15 protein-coding genes and 1 pseudogene are annotated in these 19,096 nt (G+C 74.1%); 7 read left to right on the top strand and 9 right to left on the bottom strand.

Annotated elements, in window-relative coordinates; all coding sequences use genetic code 11:
* Positions 1–240: 240 nt before the first annotated feature.
* A pseudogene (locus O7633_RS20680) lies at positions 241–1,554 on the bottom strand (M14 family metallopeptidase); the annotation flags it as partial.
* Positions 1,555–1,771: 217 nt separating this feature from the next.
* Here O7633_RS20680 and O7633_RS20675 point away from each other — a divergent pair.
* Positions 1,772–3,112, top strand: coding sequence for a peptidase C39 family protein (locus O7633_RS20675; protein ID WP_282323580.1), 1,341 nt, complete (start codon positions 1,772–1,774; stop codon positions 3,110–3,112).
* Positions 3,113–3,115: 3 nt separating this feature from the next.
* On the opposite strand, the gene O7633_RS20670 is transcribed toward O7633_RS20675, so the two are convergent.
* The 3 genes from O7633_RS20670 to mqnE form a co-directional block, all read right to left on the bottom strand.
* Entirely contained in the window at positions 3,116–3,382 is a 267-nt protein-coding gene (locus tag O7633_RS20670; protein ID WP_178062952.1) for a DUF4229 domain-containing protein, read from the bottom strand.
* 71 nt (positions 3,383–3,453) lie between these two features.
* A complete protein-coding gene (locus O7633_RS20665; protein WP_074475469.1) occupies positions 3,454–3,888 on the bottom strand; it encodes a hypothetical protein in 435 nt (144 codons plus the stop codon).
* A gap of 22 nt (positions 3,889–3,910) precedes the next feature.
* On the bottom strand, positions 3,911–5,080 hold the full coding sequence (mqnE, locus tag O7633_RS20660; RefSeq protein WP_178062951.1) for an aminofutalosine synthase MqnE: 1,170 nt from the start codon (positions 5,078–5,080) through the stop codon (positions 3,911–3,913).
* Between the two features lie 240 nt (positions 5,081–5,320).
* On the opposite strand from mqnE, the gene O7633_RS20655 reads away from it, so the two are divergent.
* From O7633_RS20655 to O7633_RS20640, 4 genes are all read left to right on the top strand, one after another.
* Positions 5,321–6,805, top strand: coding sequence for an NlpC/P60 family protein (locus O7633_RS20655; RefSeq protein ID WP_282323579.1), 1,485 nt, complete (start codon positions 5,321–5,323; stop codon positions 6,803–6,805).
* Between the two features lie 1,698 nt (positions 6,806–8,503).
* Complete coding sequence (locus O7633_RS20650) at positions 8,504–8,872, top strand: hypothetical protein (protein WP_282323578.1); 369 nt, start codon at positions 8,504–8,506, stop codon at positions 8,870–8,872.
* A gap of 659 nt (positions 8,873–9,531) precedes the next feature.
* Complete coding sequence (locus tag O7633_RS20645) at positions 9,532–11,640, top strand: DEAD/DEAH box helicase (protein WP_282328605.1); 2,109 nt, start codon at positions 9,532–9,534, stop codon at positions 11,638–11,640.
* A gap of 104 nt (positions 11,641–11,744) precedes the next feature.
* The gene (locus O7633_RS20640) at positions 11,745–12,407 is read left to right on the top strand and encodes a putative glycolipid-binding domain-containing protein (RefSeq protein ID WP_282323577.1); all 663 of its coding nucleotides are present in this window, start codon (positions 11,745–11,747) and stop codon (positions 12,405–12,407) included.
* Between the two features lie 74 nt (positions 12,408–12,481).
* Here the strand turns inward: O7633_RS20640 and O7633_RS20635 are convergent, their stop codons facing one another.
* Both O7633_RS20635 and O7633_RS20630 read right to left on the bottom strand, forming a co-directional pair.
* Positions 12,482–13,573 (bottom strand): PLP-dependent cysteine synthase family protein, encoded by a 1,092-nt coding sequence (locus O7633_RS20635; protein ID WP_074475475.1) that lies wholly within the window; start codon positions 13,571–13,573, stop codon positions 12,482–12,484.
* 134 nt (positions 13,574–13,707) lie between these two features.
* Positions 13,708–14,166, bottom strand: coding sequence for an Lrp/AsnC family transcriptional regulator (locus O7633_RS20630; RefSeq protein ID WP_043961353.1), 459 nt, complete (start codon positions 14,164–14,166; stop codon positions 13,708–13,710).
* Positions 14,167–14,434: 268 nt separating this feature from the next.
* Between O7633_RS20630 and O7633_RS20625 the strand changes: the two genes are divergently transcribed.
* Positions 14,435–14,701 carry a BldC family transcriptional regulator gene (locus tag O7633_RS20625; protein WP_043961351.1) on the top strand — a complete coding sequence of 89 codons (267 nt, stop codon included), beginning with the start codon at positions 14,435–14,437 and terminating at the stop codon, positions 14,699–14,701.
* Positions 14,702–14,837: 136 nt separating this feature from the next.
* Here the strand turns inward: O7633_RS20625 and O7633_RS20620 are convergent, their stop codons facing one another.
* Positions 14,838–15,467: a UbiX family flavin prenyltransferase gene (locus O7633_RS20620; protein WP_282323576.1), complete on the bottom strand. Its 630-nt coding sequence runs from the start codon at positions 15,465–15,467 to the stop codon at positions 14,838–14,840.
* Between the two features lie 133 nt (positions 15,468–15,600).
* Between O7633_RS20620 and O7633_RS20615 the strand changes: the two genes are divergently transcribed.
* Positions 15,601–16,608 carry a terpene synthase gene (locus O7633_RS20615; protein ID WP_282323575.1) on the top strand — a complete coding sequence of 336 codons (1,008 nt, stop codon included), beginning with the start codon at positions 15,601–15,603 and terminating at the stop codon, positions 16,606–16,608.
* A 60-nt stretch (positions 16,609–16,668) separates the two neighbouring features.
* On the opposite strand, the gene mqnP is transcribed toward O7633_RS20615, so the two are convergent.
* The gene (mqnP, locus tag O7633_RS20610) at positions 16,669–17,580 is read right to left on the bottom strand and encodes a menaquinone biosynthesis prenyltransferase MqnP (protein ID WP_074475479.1); all 912 of its coding nucleotides are present in this window, start codon (positions 17,578–17,580) and stop codon (positions 16,669–16,671) included.
* On the bottom strand, positions 17,580–19,040 hold the full coding sequence (locus O7633_RS20605; RefSeq protein WP_278130923.1) for a menaquinone biosynthesis decarboxylase: 1,461 nt from the start codon (positions 19,038–19,040) through the stop codon (positions 17,580–17,582). The genes mqnP and O7633_RS20605 overlap by 1 nt, the downstream gene beginning before the upstream one ends.
* Positions 19,041–19,096: the final 56 nt, after the last annotated feature.

Genomic DNA, 19,096 nt, shown 5'->3' with positions numbered 1-19,096 from the left:
GTCGGCGTCGGCCGGCGGGCCGACGCCTGGTCGACGGCGGCCGGGGGCCGACGCCGCGGGTGGGGCATCACAGTTGCGGGACAGCGCCGGATTCGCACCGGCTTCGCTGCGGTTTGGTCGGTGCCACCGTAGCGCACGCCCCGCCGGCACCTCGTTGATCTAGGGACTACGTCTCAGCGTGACGATGCCGACACGGGTGCGGGGCCCCGGGCGGGGCCCCGCACCAACGGGCAATCAGGAGCAGTACTGCGCCTGCTTGTTGATGACCCGGTACGGGCAGTCGGCGTACTCGGAGAGCAGCAGGACCGCCTCCTTGTTGCGCGACGTCTGGGCCGGGATGACCTCGTCGGGCGGGTAGAAGCCGCCGCCGGCGCCGGACGAGCCGGGGTACATCTCGAAGGTGTACGCCCAGATGCCGTGCGTCGCCCACATCCAGTCGAGGCTGTCGCCGTCGGTGATGTAGAGGTCGCTGGACTGCTCGGGGGTGTAGCCGTTGGTGGCGGCCATCCGCTGACCGAGGGTGGCGAAGGTGTTGTACTGGTCCGCCGTCATGCCGGTGGTGGTGTTCGCCGTCGTGTAGCCGAAGGGCCAGAGCACGAGCTGCGAGTACGTGTGCCAGTCGATGTTGGCCTTGATCTGCTGGACCCCGCCGACGACCCGGCTGTTGACGAAGTCACGCAGCGCCTTCGTCTCGGGGGCGGAGAAGGCGGACGGCCCGCGGTAGGTCGACGACGACGGCACGCCGGACGACCCGCCGCAGCAGCCCCAGTTGTAGCCCCAGTTGCGGTTCAGGTCGGTGCCGACCGCGGCCGCGCCGCTGTTGGGCTGCCGGTTCTTGCGCCAGGACCGGTACGAGCCGGTGGCGATGTCGTATTCGCTGCCGTCGGGGTTGACGGTGGGGACGATCCAGATCTCCCGGCTGTTGACGATGCTGGTGATCCGGGAGTCGCTGCCGTAGCTGTCGGTGAACAGGTCGAGCAGGTAGATCGCCATCTCGACGGTCAGGTGCTCGCGGGCGTGCTGCTGCGAGTTGAACAGGATCTCCGGCTCGGCCTCGTCGGTGGCCACGTTGTCGGAGATCTTCACGGCCATCAGGTCGCGGCCCTCGTACGACTTGCCGATGCTGATCTTGCGGGCGATGGTCGGGTGGTCGGCGACCACCTTGTTCACCACGGCGGTCAGCTCGGCGTAGTCGTGGTAGTTGGAGTCGGCCGACGGGAAGCCGGTCGTGCCGACGCCGTCGGAGTGGACGGGGTCCGCCTGCTTCTCCACCTGGTAGCCGAGTCGCCTGATCGCCGCCGCCTCGGCGTCGGTCGCCGTGACGTGCAGGATGCCGTGCTCGGCGGCGTCGACGGCGGCGCCGGTGCGGGCGATGGCGGTGCGGGCGGCCAGGGTGCGCACGCCGAGCACGTCGTACTCGGCGGCGACCGGCTCGGCGGCGGGCTCCGGGGCGGGGCGCGCGGAGACCGGCCCGGTGGCGACGGTGAGGCCCAGGCCGGCGGCGGTGGCGAGCACCAGTGCGCGACGCAGGCGGGTCGAGGTGCGGAAGGCCATGGACAACCTCCTGGGGGTACGGGGATATCCCGTCTCGTGGTCAACACTTCACCACTTGTCACATGGTCAGATCAATATCTTTCACTATGTGATCCATCCCGACCGCATCCTCACTCCGGCAAGGAGTTTCCTGACCCGAACATCTGGCGAAACTTCCCGACGGGCGGGATAGTGACCGGCAAGCATGCCCCGACCCGCCTCACCCCGCGGAGATCAGATGGCCAGCACAGCCCTACGCGCGCTCGCGCTCACCGGCGTCGCCGCGCTCGCCCTCGCCGGCACGGCCGTTCCCGCCCACGCCGGCCGCCACCGCCCGCCCGTCGAACACGACGAGCAGATCACGTTCCAGGAGTGGTCCCGCCACCCCGACTGGCGTACCGGCACCCACCGGGGCACCCGGGCCGTGCCCGGCCACCGCGCCGGGATCACCATCGGCCGGCCCGCCGGGACGACCGAGTTCACCGACGAGCACGCCGGCACCACCAGCACCTGGGAGTACGCCACCTGGACCTCGCCGGCCACCCGGATCGGCTTCGACGCCACCGAGCTGGTCGCCTCGTGGAACGCCGACACCCCGGCGGGCACCTGGCTCCAGGTCGAGCTCCAGGGCACGTACAACACCGGCGACCGGACCCCCTGGTACGTCATGGGCCGGTGGGCCTCCGGCGACGCCGACATCAAGCGGGCCACCCTCGACGGTCAGGGCGACCCGTGGTCGAGCGTGTGGACGGACACGTTCGCCATCGACGACGCCGACGCCGGGGTGCTGCTGCGGTCGTACCAGCTTCGGCTCAGCCTCTACCGCAAGCCCGGCCAGACGGCCTCGCCCCTGGTCCGGATGCTCGGCGCGATGAGCTCGAACGTGCCGGACCGGTTCACCGTCACGCCGAGCCGGGGCGGCATCGCCTGGGGGAGGGAGCTGCCCGTTCCCGCCCACTCCCAGATGATCCACAAGGGCAACTACCCCGAGTGGGGTGGCGGCGGGCAGGTCTGGTGCAGCCCCACGTCGACCACGATGGTGCTGGAATACCACGGCCGGGGCCCGTCGGCCGAGGACCTGGCCTGGGTCACCCCCGGCTACACCGATCCGCAGGTCGCCCACGCCGCCCGGATGACCTGGGACTACGAGTACGAGGGCGCGGGGAACTGGCCGTTCAACACCGCGTACGCCGCGAGCTTCCCCGACATCGACGCCCGGGTGACCCGGCTGCACTCCCTCGACGAGCTGGAACGCTTCGTCGCCGCCGGCCTGCCCGTCATCACCTCGCAGTCCTTCCTGGACACCGAGCTGGACGGGTCGAACTACGGCACCTCCGGGCACCTCTTCGTGGTCGTCGGCTTCACCGCCGACGGCGACGTGATCGTCAACGACCCGGCGTCGTCGTCGAACGCCGAGGTACGCAACGTCTACCGGCGGGAGCAGTTCGAGCAGATCTGGCTGCGCACCAAGCGCTACCGCGCCGACGGGACGGTGGCCAGCGGCTCGGGCGGCATCGCGTACCTGATCAAGCCGGCGGACCAGCCGTGGCCGGTGGTGCCGGGCTCGACCAACTGGTAGCCGTCAGCTCTTGTCGCCGGGCTGCTCGTCGTCGCCGGCCAGGGCGGAGCGCAGCCGCTCCTTCTCGGCCCGGCGGCGCTCGGCGGCCCCGGCCATCTCCCCGGCCATCTCGTCCCGCCAGCCCCGCAGCAGGAAGAACGAGAGCGCGGCGGAGAACGCCAACGCCAGCATGAGCTTCAGGAAGATGTTCAGGTCGACCGGCCAGAGCGCCGCGACGACCACCACGAACAGACCGATCCGGCCCAGCGTGTACTTGACCGCCGCGCTCACGTCGCACTCCGTTCTCCGCCGGCGGGGCCGGCCGTAGGATTCGCCCCGGCTGACCCCGCCGGGCGGGGGTTTCAGCCCGTCCGGCGGGCCAGCCAGTGCACCCCGGGAAACCAGACCACCGCGTAGACCACGGTGAAGGCCGCCGCGCCGAGCCCGCCGCCCAGCAGCGGCGGCAGCCCGTCGGCCAGGCCCGCCACCACCAGGCCGGCGACCACGGCCAGCCCGGCCGCCGCCAGCGCGGCCACCACCCGGGCCGCGCCGAACTCCCAGGCCCGGAAGTCCTCCCAGTAGAGCCAGGCCGGCAGGATGATCGCCAGCCAGCCGTTGGCCCGGCCGAAGTCGCCCGCGCCGACCGTGGCGAAGCCCCAGTCGAACAGCAGCAGCGCGAGCAGGCCGATCACCAGACCGGCGAGGCTGATGCCCAGCAGGTCACCGAGGGCGACGATCCGCCCGTCGGCGTCCCGCCGCGGGAACCCGCCCTGACCCTGCCGGCTCGACTCGCTCATGACCCACCAGGGTACGGGCTGCTCAGGCCCACACCTGCTGCGGCTCGGACCGGCGCTCCGCCAGCGACGGGGGCCCGTCGTACTCGCGGACGATCTCGTAGCGGGTGTTGCGCTCGACCGGGCGGAAGCCCGCGTCCCAGATCAGGTGCAGCAGGTCGTCGCGGTGCATGGTGTTCGGGGTGCCGTACGAGTCGGCGTCGTGGGTGATCTTGTATTCCACGACGGAGCCGTCCAGGTCGTCCACGCCGAAGTTCAGCGAGAGCTGGGCCACCGACAGGCCGTGCATCACCCAGAAGCACTTCACGTGCGGGACGTTGTCGAACAGCAGCCGGGAGACCGCGAACGTCTTCAGCGACTCGGCCGGCGAGGCCATCGTGGTCCGGGCCTGGATCCGGTTACGGATCTTGCCGTCCGCCGAGTCGACGAAGTCGTGCTGGTAGCGCAGCGGGATGAAGACCTGGAAGCCGCCCGTCTCGTCCTGCAACTCGCGCAGCCGCAGCACGTGGTCGACGCGGTGCCGGGGCTCCTCGATGTGGCCGTAGAGCATCGTCGACGGGGTCTTCATGCCCTTCGAGTGGGCCAGCCGGTGGATCCGCGACCAGTCCTCCCAGTGGCAGGCGTGGTCGACGATGTGCTGGCGGACCTCCCAGTCGAAGATCTCCGCGCCGCCGCCGGTCAGCGACTCCAGGCCGGCGTCCATCAGCTCGTCGAGGATCTCGTCGGCGCCCAGGCCGCTGATCTTCTCGAACCACTGCACCTCGGTCGCGGTGAACGCCTTCAGGTTGACCTTCGGCAGCGCCGCCTTCAGCTCGCGCAGCACCTTCGGGTAGTAGCGCCAGGGCAGCGTCGGGTGCAGGCCGTTGACGATGTGCAGCTCGGTGAGCTGCTCGTCCTCCATCTCCTTGGCCTTGCGGACCGCCTCGTCGATGCGCATCGTGTACGCGTCCTTCTCGCCCGGCTTGCGCTGGAACGAGCAGTACGCGCAGGAGGCGCTGCACACGTTGGTCAGGTTGAGGTGCCGGTTGACGTTGAACATCACCCGGTCGCCGTTGAGCTCCGTGCGCCGGTGGTGCGCCAGGCGGCCCAGCCAGGTCAGGTCGTCGCTGTCGTAGAGGGCGATCCCGTCCTCTCGGGTCAACCGTTCGCCCGCGTACACCTTCTCTTCGAGCTCGCGCTTGAGTCCGGCGTCCATCGAAAGCCACGTCCCTTCCACCTGCGGTCCCGTCGAGCCTACGTCGGGTCGTCGACCCGCCGCCGGTCCGGTCGGCCCCAGCGACGTACCTCACCGGACTCTCAGCCGCTCGTGACCTGTTACGCCATCGACATCACTGCCCGGGTGCGGTAAGACAGGGTGGGGCGCGCCACATTCGGGGCCGCCCCCGCCGTCGCGCCACCCGAGCGCGACGCCCACCCACGCCGGACGGGGAGCGGAATGGTGCAGAGCACGCGACGACAGCGACGGCAGCGACGGAGGGCGCCCCTGTTCTCGCCGGTGCTCCGGCCAGCGCTGTGGTCCGCCCTGCTCAGCGCCGTGGCCACGGCCGCGCTCGCCACCCCCGCGTACGCCGAACCGCCGCTGCCCAACGTCGTGCCCGACACCGGTTCCCGCCCCGTCGCCGTCGGCGGGCTCCCGGTGCCCGGCCTGAACGGCCCGGCCCTCCCCGGCGCCGGCGCGCCGGTGACGCCGCTCGGCACCGGGCCGCTCGCCGCCGCCATCGCGGCCGCCGAGGCCCAGGTCGGCCTCCTCGGTGACCAACTGCTCGGGCTGCGCCAGACCCGCACCGAGGCGGAGGGCCAGCTCGCCACCGCCGACCGGGACCTGAAGACGGCCCGCGACGCCCTGGCCCGCGCCCAGGAGGGCGCCGACGCCGCCGCGGCCGGCGCGCTCAAGGCCGCCGCCGCGCTGCCGCCCGGCGAGTTCGCCGAGGACCTGCACGGGCTCAACATGCTCCAGCAGATCACCCGCGGCGAGGAGGCGGAGGGGGCGACGACCGCCGCAGCCGGCGAGCTGACCCGCGCCCGCGCCGCCGAGCAGGTCGCCTACCAGGCGTGGCTCGCCGCCGACACCCGGGTGCGTTCGGTCCGGGACCAGTACGCCGCCGTGGAGAAGTCCCTCCACGAGCAGGAGAAGAAGCTGCTCAAGCTGCGCAAGGACAACGCGGCGCAGATCATCGAGCTGGAACGCCAGCAGGAGGCCCTGGAGCAGCAGCTCGGCGCGGGCTACGTCGACGGGCAGAGCAACAACGGCCTCACCGCGAGCCCGACCGCGCTGGCCGCCGTCCGCTACGCCCTGGCCCAGCTCGGCGACCCGTACGTCTGGGCCGCCGAGGGTCCGGACGCCTTCGACTGCTCCGGGCTGATGTGGGCCGCCTACCGGTCGGCCGGCTACAACCAGCTGCCCCGGGTCTCCCGCGACCAGTACTACGCGACCCGGGGCCGCACGGTGAGCCGCAGCGCGCTGCTCCCCGGCGACCTGCTCTTCTTCGCCTCCGGCAGCAGTTGGACGACGATCCACCACGTCGCGATGTACATCGGCAACGGCAAGATGGTGCAGTCCCCCACCACGGGCCAGACGGTGAAGATCAGCACGGTGGGATGGTCCCGGCTCTATGCCGCGACCCGCGTGGTCGGCGCGGTGCCCGCCCCGACCCCGACCCCCACCCCGGCTCCGACCACTCCCAAGCCCACCGCCACCCCCAAGCCGACGAAGACTCCGACGCCGAAGCCGACCACCCCGACGCCGAAGCCCACGACGCCGACGCCGAAGCCGACCACGGCGAGCCCGACGCCGACTCCGACGCCGACGCCGAGCCCGTCGGACACCCCGTCCCCGTCACCGGCGCCGACCACCCAGGCCAGCAGCCCGGCACCGGAGGACAGCGCCTCGCCGGACGCCTCGGCGAGCGTGGCCGGCTGACCATCCGTCCGCTCCGGCTGTGCTGCCGGGCGGGAATGTGGCACCGTGACACCCATACACTTCCGGCCCGACGCCTCGGGCCGGAGGCGAGCGTGGGCACGGAGGACGACCATGGGCGAGCAAGAGGTTCCGGCGGGAACGACCGACCCCGGATCCCGGCTTGACCCCGGATCCACACCCGCCCCCGGCGGTGGTCCGGCCGGCTCCACACGCACCCCGGTCGGCACCGCGCCGGCCGAGGGGTCGCCGCCCGGGTCGGCAGGGCGGGCAGCGGTGCCCGCCGCGACGGCACGGGCCCGGGTGAGCGTCACCGGCGTGACCGCCCCGCCCGACGGCGTCGCGTTGCCGGTCGCGGGCAGCAGCGGGACCACGTACCGCGCGGGTGCCCCGGCGATCGATCCCGTTCCGGGCCAGCCGTCGACACCGCCCGCCGGGGCGGCCGGGGGCGTCGCCAGCGGATCGACGCCGGGCCCGGGGGACGGGGCGTCGGCACCGGCGACACGCCCGTCGGGCAGCGCGCCCGTGACCGGCGGGTCGACCGGGCCGGACGCCCGGGTCACGCCGGATCCCGGCGGCGGCGCGGCAGCCGCGTCGGGAAACGCCCGGCAGGGCGTCATCGTGCCGAGCCAGCGGAGCGGCGGCACCGGCGCCGCCCGCGCCAGCGCCTCGGTGCCCGGCCTGAACCGGGTCTCCGCCGGTGAGGCGGCAGGCGTCGTCGGGGCGGAGGCGGCAGGCGGCGCGAAGCCCGGCAACGCCAGGGTGTACCGGTCGGCCCCGGTGAGCCCGGAGCCGCCCGAGCCCGCACGGCCCCCGGGGCCAGCCGAGCCCCCGACGCCGGCCGAGCCCCCGACGCCGACCGGGCCGCCCGCGCCACCGGAGCCGGAGCCCGCCCCGGCGCCCACCCCCGTTCCCGGGCCGAACCCACCCACACCGCCCGTACCGGGTCCCACCCCGCCGTCGCCGAACCCGCCGGTTCCCGAGCCGACGCCGCCCGCCCCCGCCCCGTACCCGCCGGTCCCGACGCCGCCGCCCGGCCCGGCCGTGCCGCCGCCCCCGGCGCCCGGTCCCGTGCCGCCCGTGCCCGGCCCGCCGGTCCCGCCGCCCGGCCCGCCGGTCCCGCCGGCCCCGCCGCCGCCCGGCCCGCTGCCGGCACCGCCGTTCCCGCCGCCACCGCTGACCGCCCCGGCCACCACCGCGCCGCCGCCGGCCGCCCCCGCATGGCCACCGGTCGGCCCGGCGGCCGGTACCCCGCCGTCGTCGGCACCGCCGTCGTCCGAGGCCCGGCCGTCATCCGGTGCTCCGGCCGGCTGGCCGGTGGGCCACGCCGCACCGCCGTTCCCGGCGGAGCCACCGTCGCCGGTCGCCCCGCCGCCCCCGGTCGTGCCGGCCCCGGCGCTCCCGGTCTGGCCGCCGCCGACCAACCCGGCCACCCAGCGGGACGGCACGCCCGCCGCCAGCGGCGTGGCAACGACACCGGCACCCGCCGCGCCGGCGTCGGGCGCTCCCGCCCCGGGCATCCCGGCTCCGGGCATTCCTGCGTCGGGCGTCTCCGCACCGGGCGCTCCCGTCTCGGGCATCCCAGCCTCGGGCATTCCGGCGTCGGGTGCTCCCGCCTCGGGTGTTCCCGCGGCCGGGCCGCAGGCCGCAGGCCGACCGACGTCCGGCCTGTACGGCGCAGCCCCGACCACCGCCTGGCCGGTGGCACCCCCGGATGGGCCGCCCGCACCCCTGGGCGGGGCCCAGGGCGGCCGGGCCACCGTCGGCAGCCCCGCCGCCCGGCCGGAACCGGGCACGGCCGACCTGGCCAGCACCGCGTACGGCACCGACGGGCCGGGCTTCGCCACGGTCTCGCTGCCCACCGGCAACCAACTGGACAATTCCGGCTCGCTGACCGGGCACATCCTGGCCCAGGGCTGGACGGACGCCCCGACCGCCCGGTCCAGCACCGCCAAGGTGTTGATCGTCCTGGTGGCGTCGCTCGGGCTGCTCGTCGCGATCGGTGTGCTCGTCGTGCTGCTGGCCGGCGACGCGATGGACGGTCTGGTCGGCGGCCTCCTCAACAGCTGAGCGGGCCGGAGGGGCGACTGAGCGGGCCGGGAGAAACAGCCGGACAGGTCGGGAGAAGGGGCCGAGCCGGACCGGAGCGCGGCGGGGCCGACCCGGGGTGGTGAGCCCAGGAGGGTGAGCCCGCCCACTCCGGTCTCGTGACACGGTGGCAGGTTTGCTATGTCGCCGTACACTTGTCGGGATCACTGACCCGGCGCGCATGAGGCGCGCCCATGGGCGATCTTGCGGGCGATCCGGCGGCGTTCAGCTGCGGCAGGCCATCGCGAAGATGCGCCCCGCTTGAAAGGCATTTCTTGACCACGTTTGCTGACCCCAGCACGTTCCCGTCCGTCTTCGACACCTCGGCCGAGCCGGCCGACACCGCCGCCGCCGAGGCCGCCGCGCCCGACGTCGCCGCGACCGCTCCCCGCGACACCGTCGACGGCAGCGCGCCACTCGCGCTCGCCACCGCCGACGAGCCCGTAGCCGACGAGCCCGTAGCCGCCGAGGCGGGGGCCGCACCCGTCGCCGCCGAGGCTGTCGCCGCCGAGGCCGGGGCTGCACTTGTTGCCGCCGAGGCCGGGGCCGTTGCCGCCCGGGCCGACGCCGAAACCGTCGCCGCCGAGGCCGACGACGCGGACACCGCCGCCGACGCGGATGTCGACTTCGCCGCGCTCGGCCTGCCCGACTCGCTGGTTCAGGCTCTCGGCCGGCTGGGCATCACCACGCCGTTCCCGATCCAGCGGGCCACCGTGCCGGACGCCCTCGCCGGGCGCGACGTCCTCGGTCGGGGCCAGACCGGCTCCGGCAAAACCCTCGCCTTCGGCCTGCCGGTGATCGCCCGGCTCGCCACGCGCAACCGGGCCCGCCCGCTGCACCCCCGGGCCCTGGTGCTGGTGCCCACCCGGGAGCTGGCCATGCAGGTCAACGACGCGCTGGTGCCGCTCGGCAAGGCGGTCGGGATCTTCCTCAAGACCGCCGTCGGCGGCGTGCCGTACGACCGGCAGATCGACGCGCTCCGGCGGGGGGTGGAGATCGTCGTGGCCACCCCCGGCCGGCTGGGCGACCTGATCAACCGGGGCGTCTGCCACCTCGACGACGTCGAGGTGACCGTGCTCGACGAGGCCGACCAGATGGCCGACATGGGCTTCCTGCCGGAGGTCACCGAGCTGCTGGCCAAGACGCCGGCCGGCAGCCAGCGGCTGCTCTTCTCGGCCACCCTGGACGGTGACGTGGACTCGCTGGTCAAGCGGTTCATGACCGACCCGGTCACCCACTCGACCGCCCCCGCCACCGCCGCCGTGTCCACGATGGACCATCACCTGCTGCTGATCCCGCCGCACGACAAGTTCGCCGTGGCGGCGTCCATCGCCGCCCGGTCCGGCCGGACGATGCTCTTCGCCCGCACCCAGCTCGGGGTGGACCGGCTCGTCGAGCAGCTCGCCGCCGTCGGCGTCCGGGCCGGCGGGCTGCACGGGGGCAAGACGCAGCGGATGCGCACCAAGACCCTCGCCGAGTTCCGCGAGGGCCGGATGAGCGTGCTGGTCGCCACGGACGTCGCGGCCCGGGGCATCCACGTGGACGGCGTCTCGCTGGTGCTGCACGTGGACCCGCCGAAGGACCCGAAGGACTACCTGCACCGGGCGGGGCGTACCGCCCGGGCCGGCGAGTCGGGCGCGGTGGCCACGCTGGTGCTGCCCAAGCAGCGCCGGACCACCCTCGCCATGTTGCAGAAGGCCGGCGTCGAGCCGGCGGAGACGCGGGTCCGGGCCGGCGACCCGGCCCTGGCCGAGCTGACCGGTGCCCGGGAGCCCAGCGGGGTGCCGGTCCGCGACGAGCCGCCCGCCCCGCGCCGCTACGGCGACCGTCCGTCCGGTCCGCGCCGATTCGAGGAGCGGGGCGAGCGCCGGCACGGCGACCGGGACGGCCGGGGCGAGCGCCGCTACGGCGACCGGCCGACCGGCGACCGGCCCGGCGGCGGCGAACGCCGTTTCGGCGACCGGCCGTCGGGCGAGCGCGGCTTCGGCGAGCGCCGCTACGGCGACCGACCCACCGGCGAGCGGTCCTTCGGCGACCGGCCGACCGGCGAGCGCTCCTTCGGCGACCGGCCCACCGGCGAGCGGCGCTACGGCGACGGCCCGACCGGCGAGCGCCGCCACAGCGACAGGCCTACCGGCGAGCGGTCCTTCGGCGACCGACCCACCGGCGAGCGGCGCTACGGCGACCGGCCCGGCGGCGACCGCCCCGTCGGCGAGCGGCGGTACGGCGATCGGGAGCAGCGCGGCGGCGGGGATCGCCGGTTCGGTGACCGACCGACGGGTGAGCGCCGCTACGAGGACCGGGGCGAGCGGGGCTTCGGCGACCGGCGGTTCGACGAGCGCGCCGGTGGCGAGCGCCGCTACGGCGACCGACCGACCGGCGAGCGCCGCCACAGCGACCGGCCTACCAGCGAGCGGTCCTTCGGCGACCGGCCGACCGGTGACCGGGCCACCGGCGAGCGCCGCTTTGGCGACCGGCCGGCCGAGCCGCGCCGGTTCGACGAGCGCGCCGGTGGCGACCGCCGCTACGGCGACCGGCCCACCGGCGACCGCCGCCACGACGACCGGCCCGGCGGCGACCGGCCCATGGGCGAGCGCCGCTTCGGGGATCGGGCCTTCGGCGAGCGGGGCGGGGACGCCCGTACCGGCGACCGACGGGGTGGGTTCCGCCCCGAGGGGCGCGGGCGGGACGACCGGCCCCGGGACGACCGGCGTGGCTTCGGCGGGCGGCCGCCGGCGCGTACCCACTGATCGCAACGCCGCCACTGGTCGGCACGCCGCCGCGGAGCCCACGCTCCGCGGCGGCGTTTCCGCTTGTGCTGCCGGCGGGTCCGGCGTGCCGTAACGTCCGGTTCATGCCGACAATGCCGAAGTCGCTGTTCTGGGCCCGGACGGACACCGCCGGCAGCGAGCACGTGGTGTTCGACGACGGCGCCGGGCTCGGCGCGCGGGGCGTCGTGCTCGCGGTCGACCCGATCCCCTACACCTGCCGGTACCGGCTGACGGCCGGGTCGGACTGGGCGACCAGCCGGCTGGAGGTCGAGGTGGAGGGCGCGGGCTGGCAGCGGAGCGTACGCCTGGAAGCGGTGGATGGCCGGTGGCGCGTGACCGCCGCCGAGCAGGGCGACCTGGACGCTGCCTTGCGGGCGGCCGGGCATCCGGCGGCCGGTCTGCCGGGCACCGACGATCCGGAGCGGCTGGCCGCCGCGGTGGACGTCGACCTGGGCGGTTCGCCGTTGTTCAACACCCTTCCGGTACGCCGGCTCGGGCTGACCGCCGCCTCCCCGACCACGACGTCGTCTCCGGCTACGGCGGAGCCGGGGGCGGCGCACCGGATCACCGTGGCGTGGGTGCAGGTGCCCAGCCTGCTGGTGCTGCCCGCCGAGCAGGTCTACGCGGCGCTCGGGCCCGGGCGGGTCCGCTTCGCCAGCGAGACGTTCACCACGGAACTGGCCGTCGACCCGGGCGGCTGGGTGCTGCACTATCCGGGCCTGGCCGACCGCATCGCGCCGCGCTGAACGCTCCCGGCCTGACGCGAGCGTTAGCAGGGGTCCCCTGTACAACAGAATGCGTTAACAGGGGGCCCTTCCTTTCACTCGGGCCAGGCGCCGGTCGCCAGGAAGCGGTCGACGGTCGCCAGGTGCGGGGCGAGGTCGAGGCCCTGCCCGGCCACCCAGTCGTCGGCGTAGTAGGTGTCGGCGTACCGGTCCCCCGGGTCGCAGATCAGGGTGACCACCGAGCCGGTACGGCCCTCGGCGAGCATCCCGGCGATCAGGCCGAACGCGCCCCACAGGTTGGTGCCGGTGGAGCCGCCGACGCGGCGGCCGAGCAGGGCCGAGCCGGCCCGCATGGCGGCCAGGGACGCGGCGTCGGGCACCTGGACCATCCGGTCCACCACGGCGGGCAGGAACGACGCCTCGACGCTGGGCCGGCCGATGCCCTCGATCCGCGAGCCCCGGCCGGTGCACACCGCCCAGTCGGCGGCCTGCCAGGCGGGGTAGAACGCCGAGTTCTCCGGGTCTACCACGCAGAGCTTGGTGGGCAGCCGCCGGAACCGGGTGTAGCGGCCGATGGTGGCGCTGGTGCCGCCGGTGCCGGCCCCGACGACGATCCAGGCCGGCACGGGGTGCCGTTCCAGCGCGAGCTGGGCGTAGATCGACTCGGCGATGTTGTTGTTGCCCCGCCAGTCGGTGGCCCGCTCGGCGTACGTGAACTGGTCCATGAAGTGCCCGCCGGAGTCCTCGGCGAGCCAGCGCGCCTCGACGACCACCTTCGCCGGGTCGTCGACGAGGTGGCAGCGCCCGCCCTGGAACTCGATCTGGGTGATCTTCTCGGGCGAGGTGGACGCCGGCATCACCGCGATGAACGGCAGCCCCAGCATCCGGGCGAAGTACGCCTCGGAGACCGCCGTCGAGCCGGAGGACGCCTCGACGATCGTCGTCCCCGGGCCGATCCAGCCGTTGCAGAGCCCGTACAGGAACAGCGAGCGGGCGAGCCGGTGCTTGAGCGAGCCGGTGGGGTGCACCGACTCGTCCTTGAGATAGAGGTCGATGCCCCACTCGCGGGGCAGCGGGAACGGCAGCAGGTGAGTGTCGGCGGACCGGTTCGCGTCGGCCTCCACCGTGGCGATCGCCTCGGTCACCCAGCGCCGGCTGGCCTCGTCGCACCGGTCGAGATGAGTCATGTTCGGAAACGTAGCAAGCGGATCGGCCCTGGTCGCGGGCCGGTCAGGACCGGGTCGGGCAAGGCCGGTCAGGGCCGGGTCGGGCAAGGCCGGTCAGGGCCGTTCGCGGGGCGGCCCGGCTCGGGGCGGGCCCGTCAGGTCGCGGGTCGGGCCAGCGGCTGCGGGCGGTTCTCCCACTTGGTGGACAGCGCGATGCCCGTCCGGGTCGAGGCCACCCCGGGGGTGCGGTTCAGCCGCACGATCAGCTGCTCCAGCTCGGCGATGGTGCCGACCCGGGCCTTCAGCAGGAACGACTCGACGCCCGCCATGAAGTAGCAGGACTCGATCTCGGGCATCCGCCGGAACGCCTCCAGCACGTCGTCGGTGTCGCCGCCGGAGTCCTCGACGATGCCGATGAGCGCGGTGACGCCGAGGCCGATGGCCTCGGGCTCGACCTCCGCCCGGTAGGCCCGGACGACGCCGCTCGACTCCAGCTTGCCGACCCGCTCGTGCACGGCCGGGGCGGAGAGGCCGACCTGGCGGGCCAGCTCGGCGTACGAGAGTCGGGCGTTGCCCTGCAACAGCTCCACGAGGCTGAGGTCGATGGCGTCCACGGACTGTGACCCTAGTCGTTGGGGCGTAACGCCGGTCGCCCGGCATGCGTTGCACATGACAGTAGGTGAGTGTCCGCAGACCTTCGGTCGAGGGAGAGCAGAACCGCCCCAGTTTACTAACTTCCCACTCAGTGCGTTTTTCGCGTTTGGCGGACAGGCCAGGTCGCTGGTGCTGTAATTGCCATACGTCCCTCATGACGGCTCTGGGCTCGCACCGGCCGGGGGCAGTGTGTTCAGCCGGGGGCTTCGTCGACGCGAGGAGGGGGCTGTGGACACTGGAGATCGCCTGCTGACACCGGGTGAGGTCGCCGCGCTGTTTCGGGTTGACCCGAAGACTGTGACGCGCTGGGCGGCGGCCGGCCGGATAGGCAGCATCCGGACTCCAGGCGGGCATCGCCGGTTTCGGGAATCCGAGGTGCGGGCCCTGCTTGAGGGGGAGGGCATGCTGGACGAGGCGGACGAGATGGGGAAGGCCCGTAACGTCGGCCCCGCCGCGTCGACCGGCCCTGGCCCGGCCAATGCCGGGATGTACTGAGCAGGTGTGCTGACGGGCACGGGCCGGCCAGTCCGGCCCGCGTCCGGCCACCGGCCCCGGCGTCGGGAGTGCCACGGCGGCGGGGCCGACGACCGGCCCCGGACCGTGGGGCGGGAGCGACCGGCCCGGGCCCGGTTCAGGAGCGGGCGGTGCCCAGCTCGCCGGACCAGCGGCGGAACAGCGTGTGCGGCACGCCCAACGCGTCGAGCACCTTTCCCGCCACGAAGTCGACGAGCTGCTGCGCCGAGGCGGCCGCCCCGGCCCCGTAGAAGCCGGGGCTGGCCGGCAGCACCACCGCCCCGGCGTCGTGCAGGGCGATCAGGTGCTCCAGGTGGCTGCGGGTCACCGGCGTCTCCCGGGGCACGACCACCACCGGCCGGCGCTCCTTGAGGTTGACCTCGGCGGCCCGCTGCAACAGGTCCTTCGACAGGCCGATCGCGATGCCGGCGCAGGCCGCCGTGCTGGCCGGCACGACCGCCATGCCGCGTACCCGGTAGGAGCCGCTGCTGGGGCCGGCGGCGAGGTCACCGGCGGGCCAGTGCCGCACGTTGGCGTCGCCCAGGTCGCGCCCGAGCCAGGCCACGAGGTCCTCGGCCCAGTGCCCGTCGCGGAACGCCCGCCCGGTCTCGTCGAGGATGGTCAGCCGGGCGGCCCGGGAGACGACCAGGTCCACCGGCTCGCCCGCGTCGAGCAGCCCCCGGATGACCGCCGCCGCGTACGGCGTGCCCGATGCGCCGGAGACTCCCACCACCCATGGTTCCCGCATGCCCTCCAGCCTGCCTGGTCACGGCGGCGGGCCGCCGGCCGCCCCCACCCCGGGGGACGGGGCGGGGGCAGCCGCGCGGGGCCGACCTGCCATGCTGCCGAGAACGATTCACATCCCACAGGGGGAATCGGTGATGACCGACGACGTCCTCCGGTCGCTGCGCGCCGACTGCCCGATCCCGCCCCGGCTGTCGCCGCACGCCGACCGGGTGCAACGCTGGCTCGACGACCGGCTGCCCGGCGTCGGCCTCCCGTTGGACTCCCCTGCCCTGGACCGGTTGTCCCGCGCCCGGTTCGCCCGGTACGCGGGCCGGCTCTACCCGCAGGCCACCGAGCCCGACCTGCGCGTCATCGCCGCCCTGTTCACCTGGTTCTTCCTGGTCGACGACGCCTGCGACAGGCCGGGCCGGCTGTGCCCCGACGAGATCCTCGCGCTGCGGGACGGGACGCTCCGGCTGCTGCGCGACGGGCCCCGGGGGCGGCATCCGGGCCTCACGGGTCCGCTACGCCGGCTGCTGGTGCGGGCGTGGCGGGAGCCGCGCCGCCGGATGCCGGCCCGCTGGCAGGAGCGGTTCACGGACGCGGTCGGCCAGCACCTGCACGGCGCGTGGCTGGAGGCGGTGGGGAAGACCTCCGGCCGCCCGCCGGACGTCGCCCGGTACGTCGAGCTGCGCCGGGCCACCTCGGCGGCGTACGTGTCGTATCCGCTGATCGAGTTCGTCACGGGCCGGCCGCTGCCCGACGCGGTGTACCACCACCCGCTGCTGCGCGAGATCGGCGATCTCGGCAACGACCTGCTCTCCTGGTACAACGACATCGCCTCGCTGGAGCGGGACCGGGTCACCTCCGGCGGGCACAACCTGGTGCTGGCGCTGGCCGCCGAGCGGGGCATCGGGGTGGCGGCCGCGCTCGGCCCGGCCGCCGAGCGGTGGCGGGCGGCGATGCGCCGCTTCGGCGAGCTGCGCGCGGGCGTGCCGTCGTTCGGGCCGGCGCTGGACGAGGCGGTCGCCGACCACCTCGACGGGGTCGCCGCCGCCGTCCGGGGCACGATCGACTGGACGCTGGAGAGCGCCCGCTACGGGGACGACGGTAAGGAGGGGCCCCTTCTTAACGCTTCCGGTAGAGCAGGGGCCCCTTCTTAACCACGCTGGGCAGCGGCAGCGGCAGCGGGGGGAGCAGCGGGCGGGGCGGGCTCGGCTCGCTCAGGGGCGCAGGCCCAGCCTGGCCACGAGGTCGACCAGCGCGAACACGAACAGCGCGATGCCGACGAACCCGTTCGCCGTGAAGAACGCCCGGTTGACCTTGCTCAGGTCTGTCGGGCTGACCACCAGGTGCTGGTAGCCGAACGCGGCGGCGGTGAGCGCCAGCCCGATCCACCACGGCCAGCCGAACCCGACGAGCGCCCCGAACCAGACGAACAGCGCGAACGTCACCACGTGCGCGACGGTGGAGGCGTGCAGGGCGAACCGCAGCCCGTACCGGGCGGGGACGCTGTGCACGCCGATCTCGCGGTCGACCTCGGCGTCCTGGCAGGCGTAGATCAGGTCGAAGCCGCCGATCCACAGGCCGACGGCCGCGCCGAGCAGCCACGCCGGCCAGGAGCCGGCGAAGGTGCCGGTGACGGCGAGCCACGCGCCGACCGGGCCGACCGCCTGGGCGACCGCGAGGATCGCGTGCGGCCAGTTGGTGAACCGCTTGCCGTACGGGTAGACGACCAGCGGGACGACGGCCAGCGGCGCGAGCGCCAGGCAGAGCGGGTTGAGCAGGGCGGCGGCGGCGAGGAACACCACGAGCGCGACGCCCGCGCCGGTCCAGGCCGTCCGCACGCTCACCGCCCCGGTGACCAGCTCCCGGGCGGCGGTACGCGGGTTCCGCGCGTCGATCCGCCGGTCGAGGATGCGGTTGGCGGCCATGGCGAACGTCCGCGCCCCGACCATCGCCACGGTGATCAGCAGCAGGTCGAGCCAGCGGACCCGGCCCCCGTCGACCTGCATCGCGGTCAGCGCCGACAGGTACGCGAACGGCAGCGCGAAGACGGAGTGCTCGATCGCGACGAGCTTGAGGAAGGACTTGACGCGGCCCGGCCGCGCCGGCGCAGCGGCGGCGGTGGCCATCAGATCCCGTACTCCTTCCAGCGCTTGTCGACCAGGGAGACGACCTCGGGAGCCATGGTCATCTCCTCGGGCCAGCCTCGGGTGTAGCCCTCGGTGGGCAGCTTGCGGGTGGCGTCGACGCCGACCTTGCCGCCCCAGAACTGCTGGTAGGAGGAGTGGTCGAGGTGGTCGACGGGCCCCTCGGTGAGCAGCAGGTCGCGGGCGTAGTCGACGTTGCCGAACGCCCGGAACGCGACCTCGTGGTAGTCGTGCACGTCGCAGTCCTCGTCGACGATCACGATCAGCTTGGTCAGCGACATCAGGTGCGCGCCCCAGATGGCGTTCATCACCTTCTGGGCGTGCTTGGGGTAGCGCTTGCGGATCGACACGATCGCGCAGTTGTGGAAGACCCCGGCGGCCGGCAGGTCGTAGTCGACGATGTCGGGGATCAGCAGCTTGAGCAGCGGCTGGAAGATCCGCTCGGTGGCCTTGCCGAGGCCGTGGTCCTCCTGCGGCGGCTTCGAGGTGACGATCGAGTGGTAGACGGCGTCGCGCTGCATGGTCATCGTCTCGATGTGCAGCACGGGGAACGGTTCGACCGGGGTGTAGAAGCCGGTGTGGTCGCCGAACGGCCCCTCGGGCAGCCGCTCGCCGGGCTCCAGGTAGCCCTCCAGCACGATCTGGGCGTGCGCGGGCACCTGGAGCGGGACGGTGAGGCAGTCGACCATCTCGACCCGCTCGCCGCGCAGGAACCCAGCGAACAGGTATTCGTCGATGTCGCTGGGCAGCGGCGCGCTGGCCGCGTACGAGACGACGGGGTCGCAGCCGATCGCGACCGCGACGGGCAGACGCTGGCCGAGCCGCTCGGCGACCGCGTGGTGGGCGGTGGAGTCCTTGTGTATCTGCCAGTGCATGCCGAGGGTGTTGCGGGAGTGCTGCTGGAGCCGGTAGAGGCCGAGGTTGCGCTTGCCGGTCTCGGGGTGCTTGGTGTGGGTGAGCCCGTAGTTGTGGAAGATCCCGCCGTCGCCGGGCCAGACCTGGAGGCCGGGCAGCCGGCCCAGGTCGACGTCGTCGCCGGAGTAGACCACCTGCTGACAGGGGGCCGTCTTGACCTTGCGCGGCGGCACCGACTTGAGCTGCATGACCTTGCCGAGGCCCTCGCGGATGCCGGACCACCCGACGGGCAGCTCCGGCTTGATCAGCGCGCCGATCCGCGCGCCGACCTCGTCGAGCGAGTCGACGCCCAGCGCCATCGCCATCCGCTTCTCGGTGCCGAACAGGTTGATCGCCACCGGCAGCTCGCCCCGGGTCGGGCGCTCGAACAGCAGCGCGGGGCCGCCCTCGCGCACGGTCCGGGTGACGATCTCGCTGATCTCCAGCGTCGGGTCCACGGGGACGCGGACGCGGCGCAGCTCCCCCGCCCGCTCCAGGGCCGCGAGGAAGTCCTTCAGATCGGTGTACGGAAACCCACGAACCGCCATGCCCCCAGTCTCCCGCACCGCGCTGAGGTGCAAGGAAGGGCCCCTTGTTAACGCCT

The organism is Micromonospora sp. WMMD712 (assembly GCF_029581295.1).
In the GTDB taxonomy this organism is placed as follows: Bacteria; Actinomycetota; Actinomycetes; order Mycobacteriales; family Micromonosporaceae; genus Micromonospora; species Micromonospora carbonacea.
The sequence above is the reverse complement of the archived record's forward strand: the minus strand, read 5'-3'. Positions and strand labels throughout refer to the sequence as shown.

What these genes read in the sequence shown, in the direction of transcription:
- O7633_RS20615 (WP_282323575.1), top strand. Translation starts at nt 15,601, where the DNA reads ATGACCGACGACGTCCTCCGGTCGCTGCGCGCCGACTGCCCGATCCCG.
- O7633_RS20620 (WP_282323576.1), bottom strand. Translation starts at nt 15,467, where the DNA reads ATGCGGGAACCATGGGTGGTGGGAGTCTCCGGCGCATCGGGCACGCCG.
- O7633_RS20605 (WP_278130923.1), bottom strand. Translation starts at nt 19,040, where the DNA reads ATGGCGGTTCGTGGGTTTCCGTACACCGATCTGAAGGACTTCCTCGCG.
- mqnP (WP_074475479.1), bottom strand. Translation starts at nt 17,580, where the DNA reads ATGGCCACCGCCGCCGCTGCGCCGGCGCGGCCGGGCCGCGTCAAGTCC.
- O7633_RS20655 (WP_282323579.1), top strand. Translation starts at nt 5,321, where the DNA reads ATGGTGCAGAGCACGCGACGACAGCGACGGCAGCGACGGAGGGCGCCC.
- O7633_RS20665 (WP_074475469.1), bottom strand. Translation starts at nt 3,888, where the DNA reads ATGAGCGAGTCGAGCCGGCAGGGTCAGGGCGGGTTCCCGCGGCGGGAC.
- O7633_RS20635 (WP_074475475.1), bottom strand. Translation starts at nt 13,573, where the DNA reads ATGACTCATCTCGACCGGTGCGACGAGGCCAGCCGGCGCTGGGTGACC.
- O7633_RS20675 (WP_282323580.1), top strand. Translation starts at nt 1,772, where the DNA reads ATGGCCAGCACAGCCCTACGCGCGCTCGCGCTCACCGGCGTCGCCGCG.
- mqnE (WP_178062951.1), bottom strand. Translation starts at nt 5,080, where the DNA reads ATGGACGCCGGACTCAAGCGCGAGCTCGAAGAGAAGGTGTACGCGGGC.
- O7633_RS20640 (WP_282323577.1), top strand. Translation starts at nt 11,745, where the DNA reads ATGCCGACAATGCCGAAGTCGCTGTTCTGGGCCCGGACGGACACCGCC.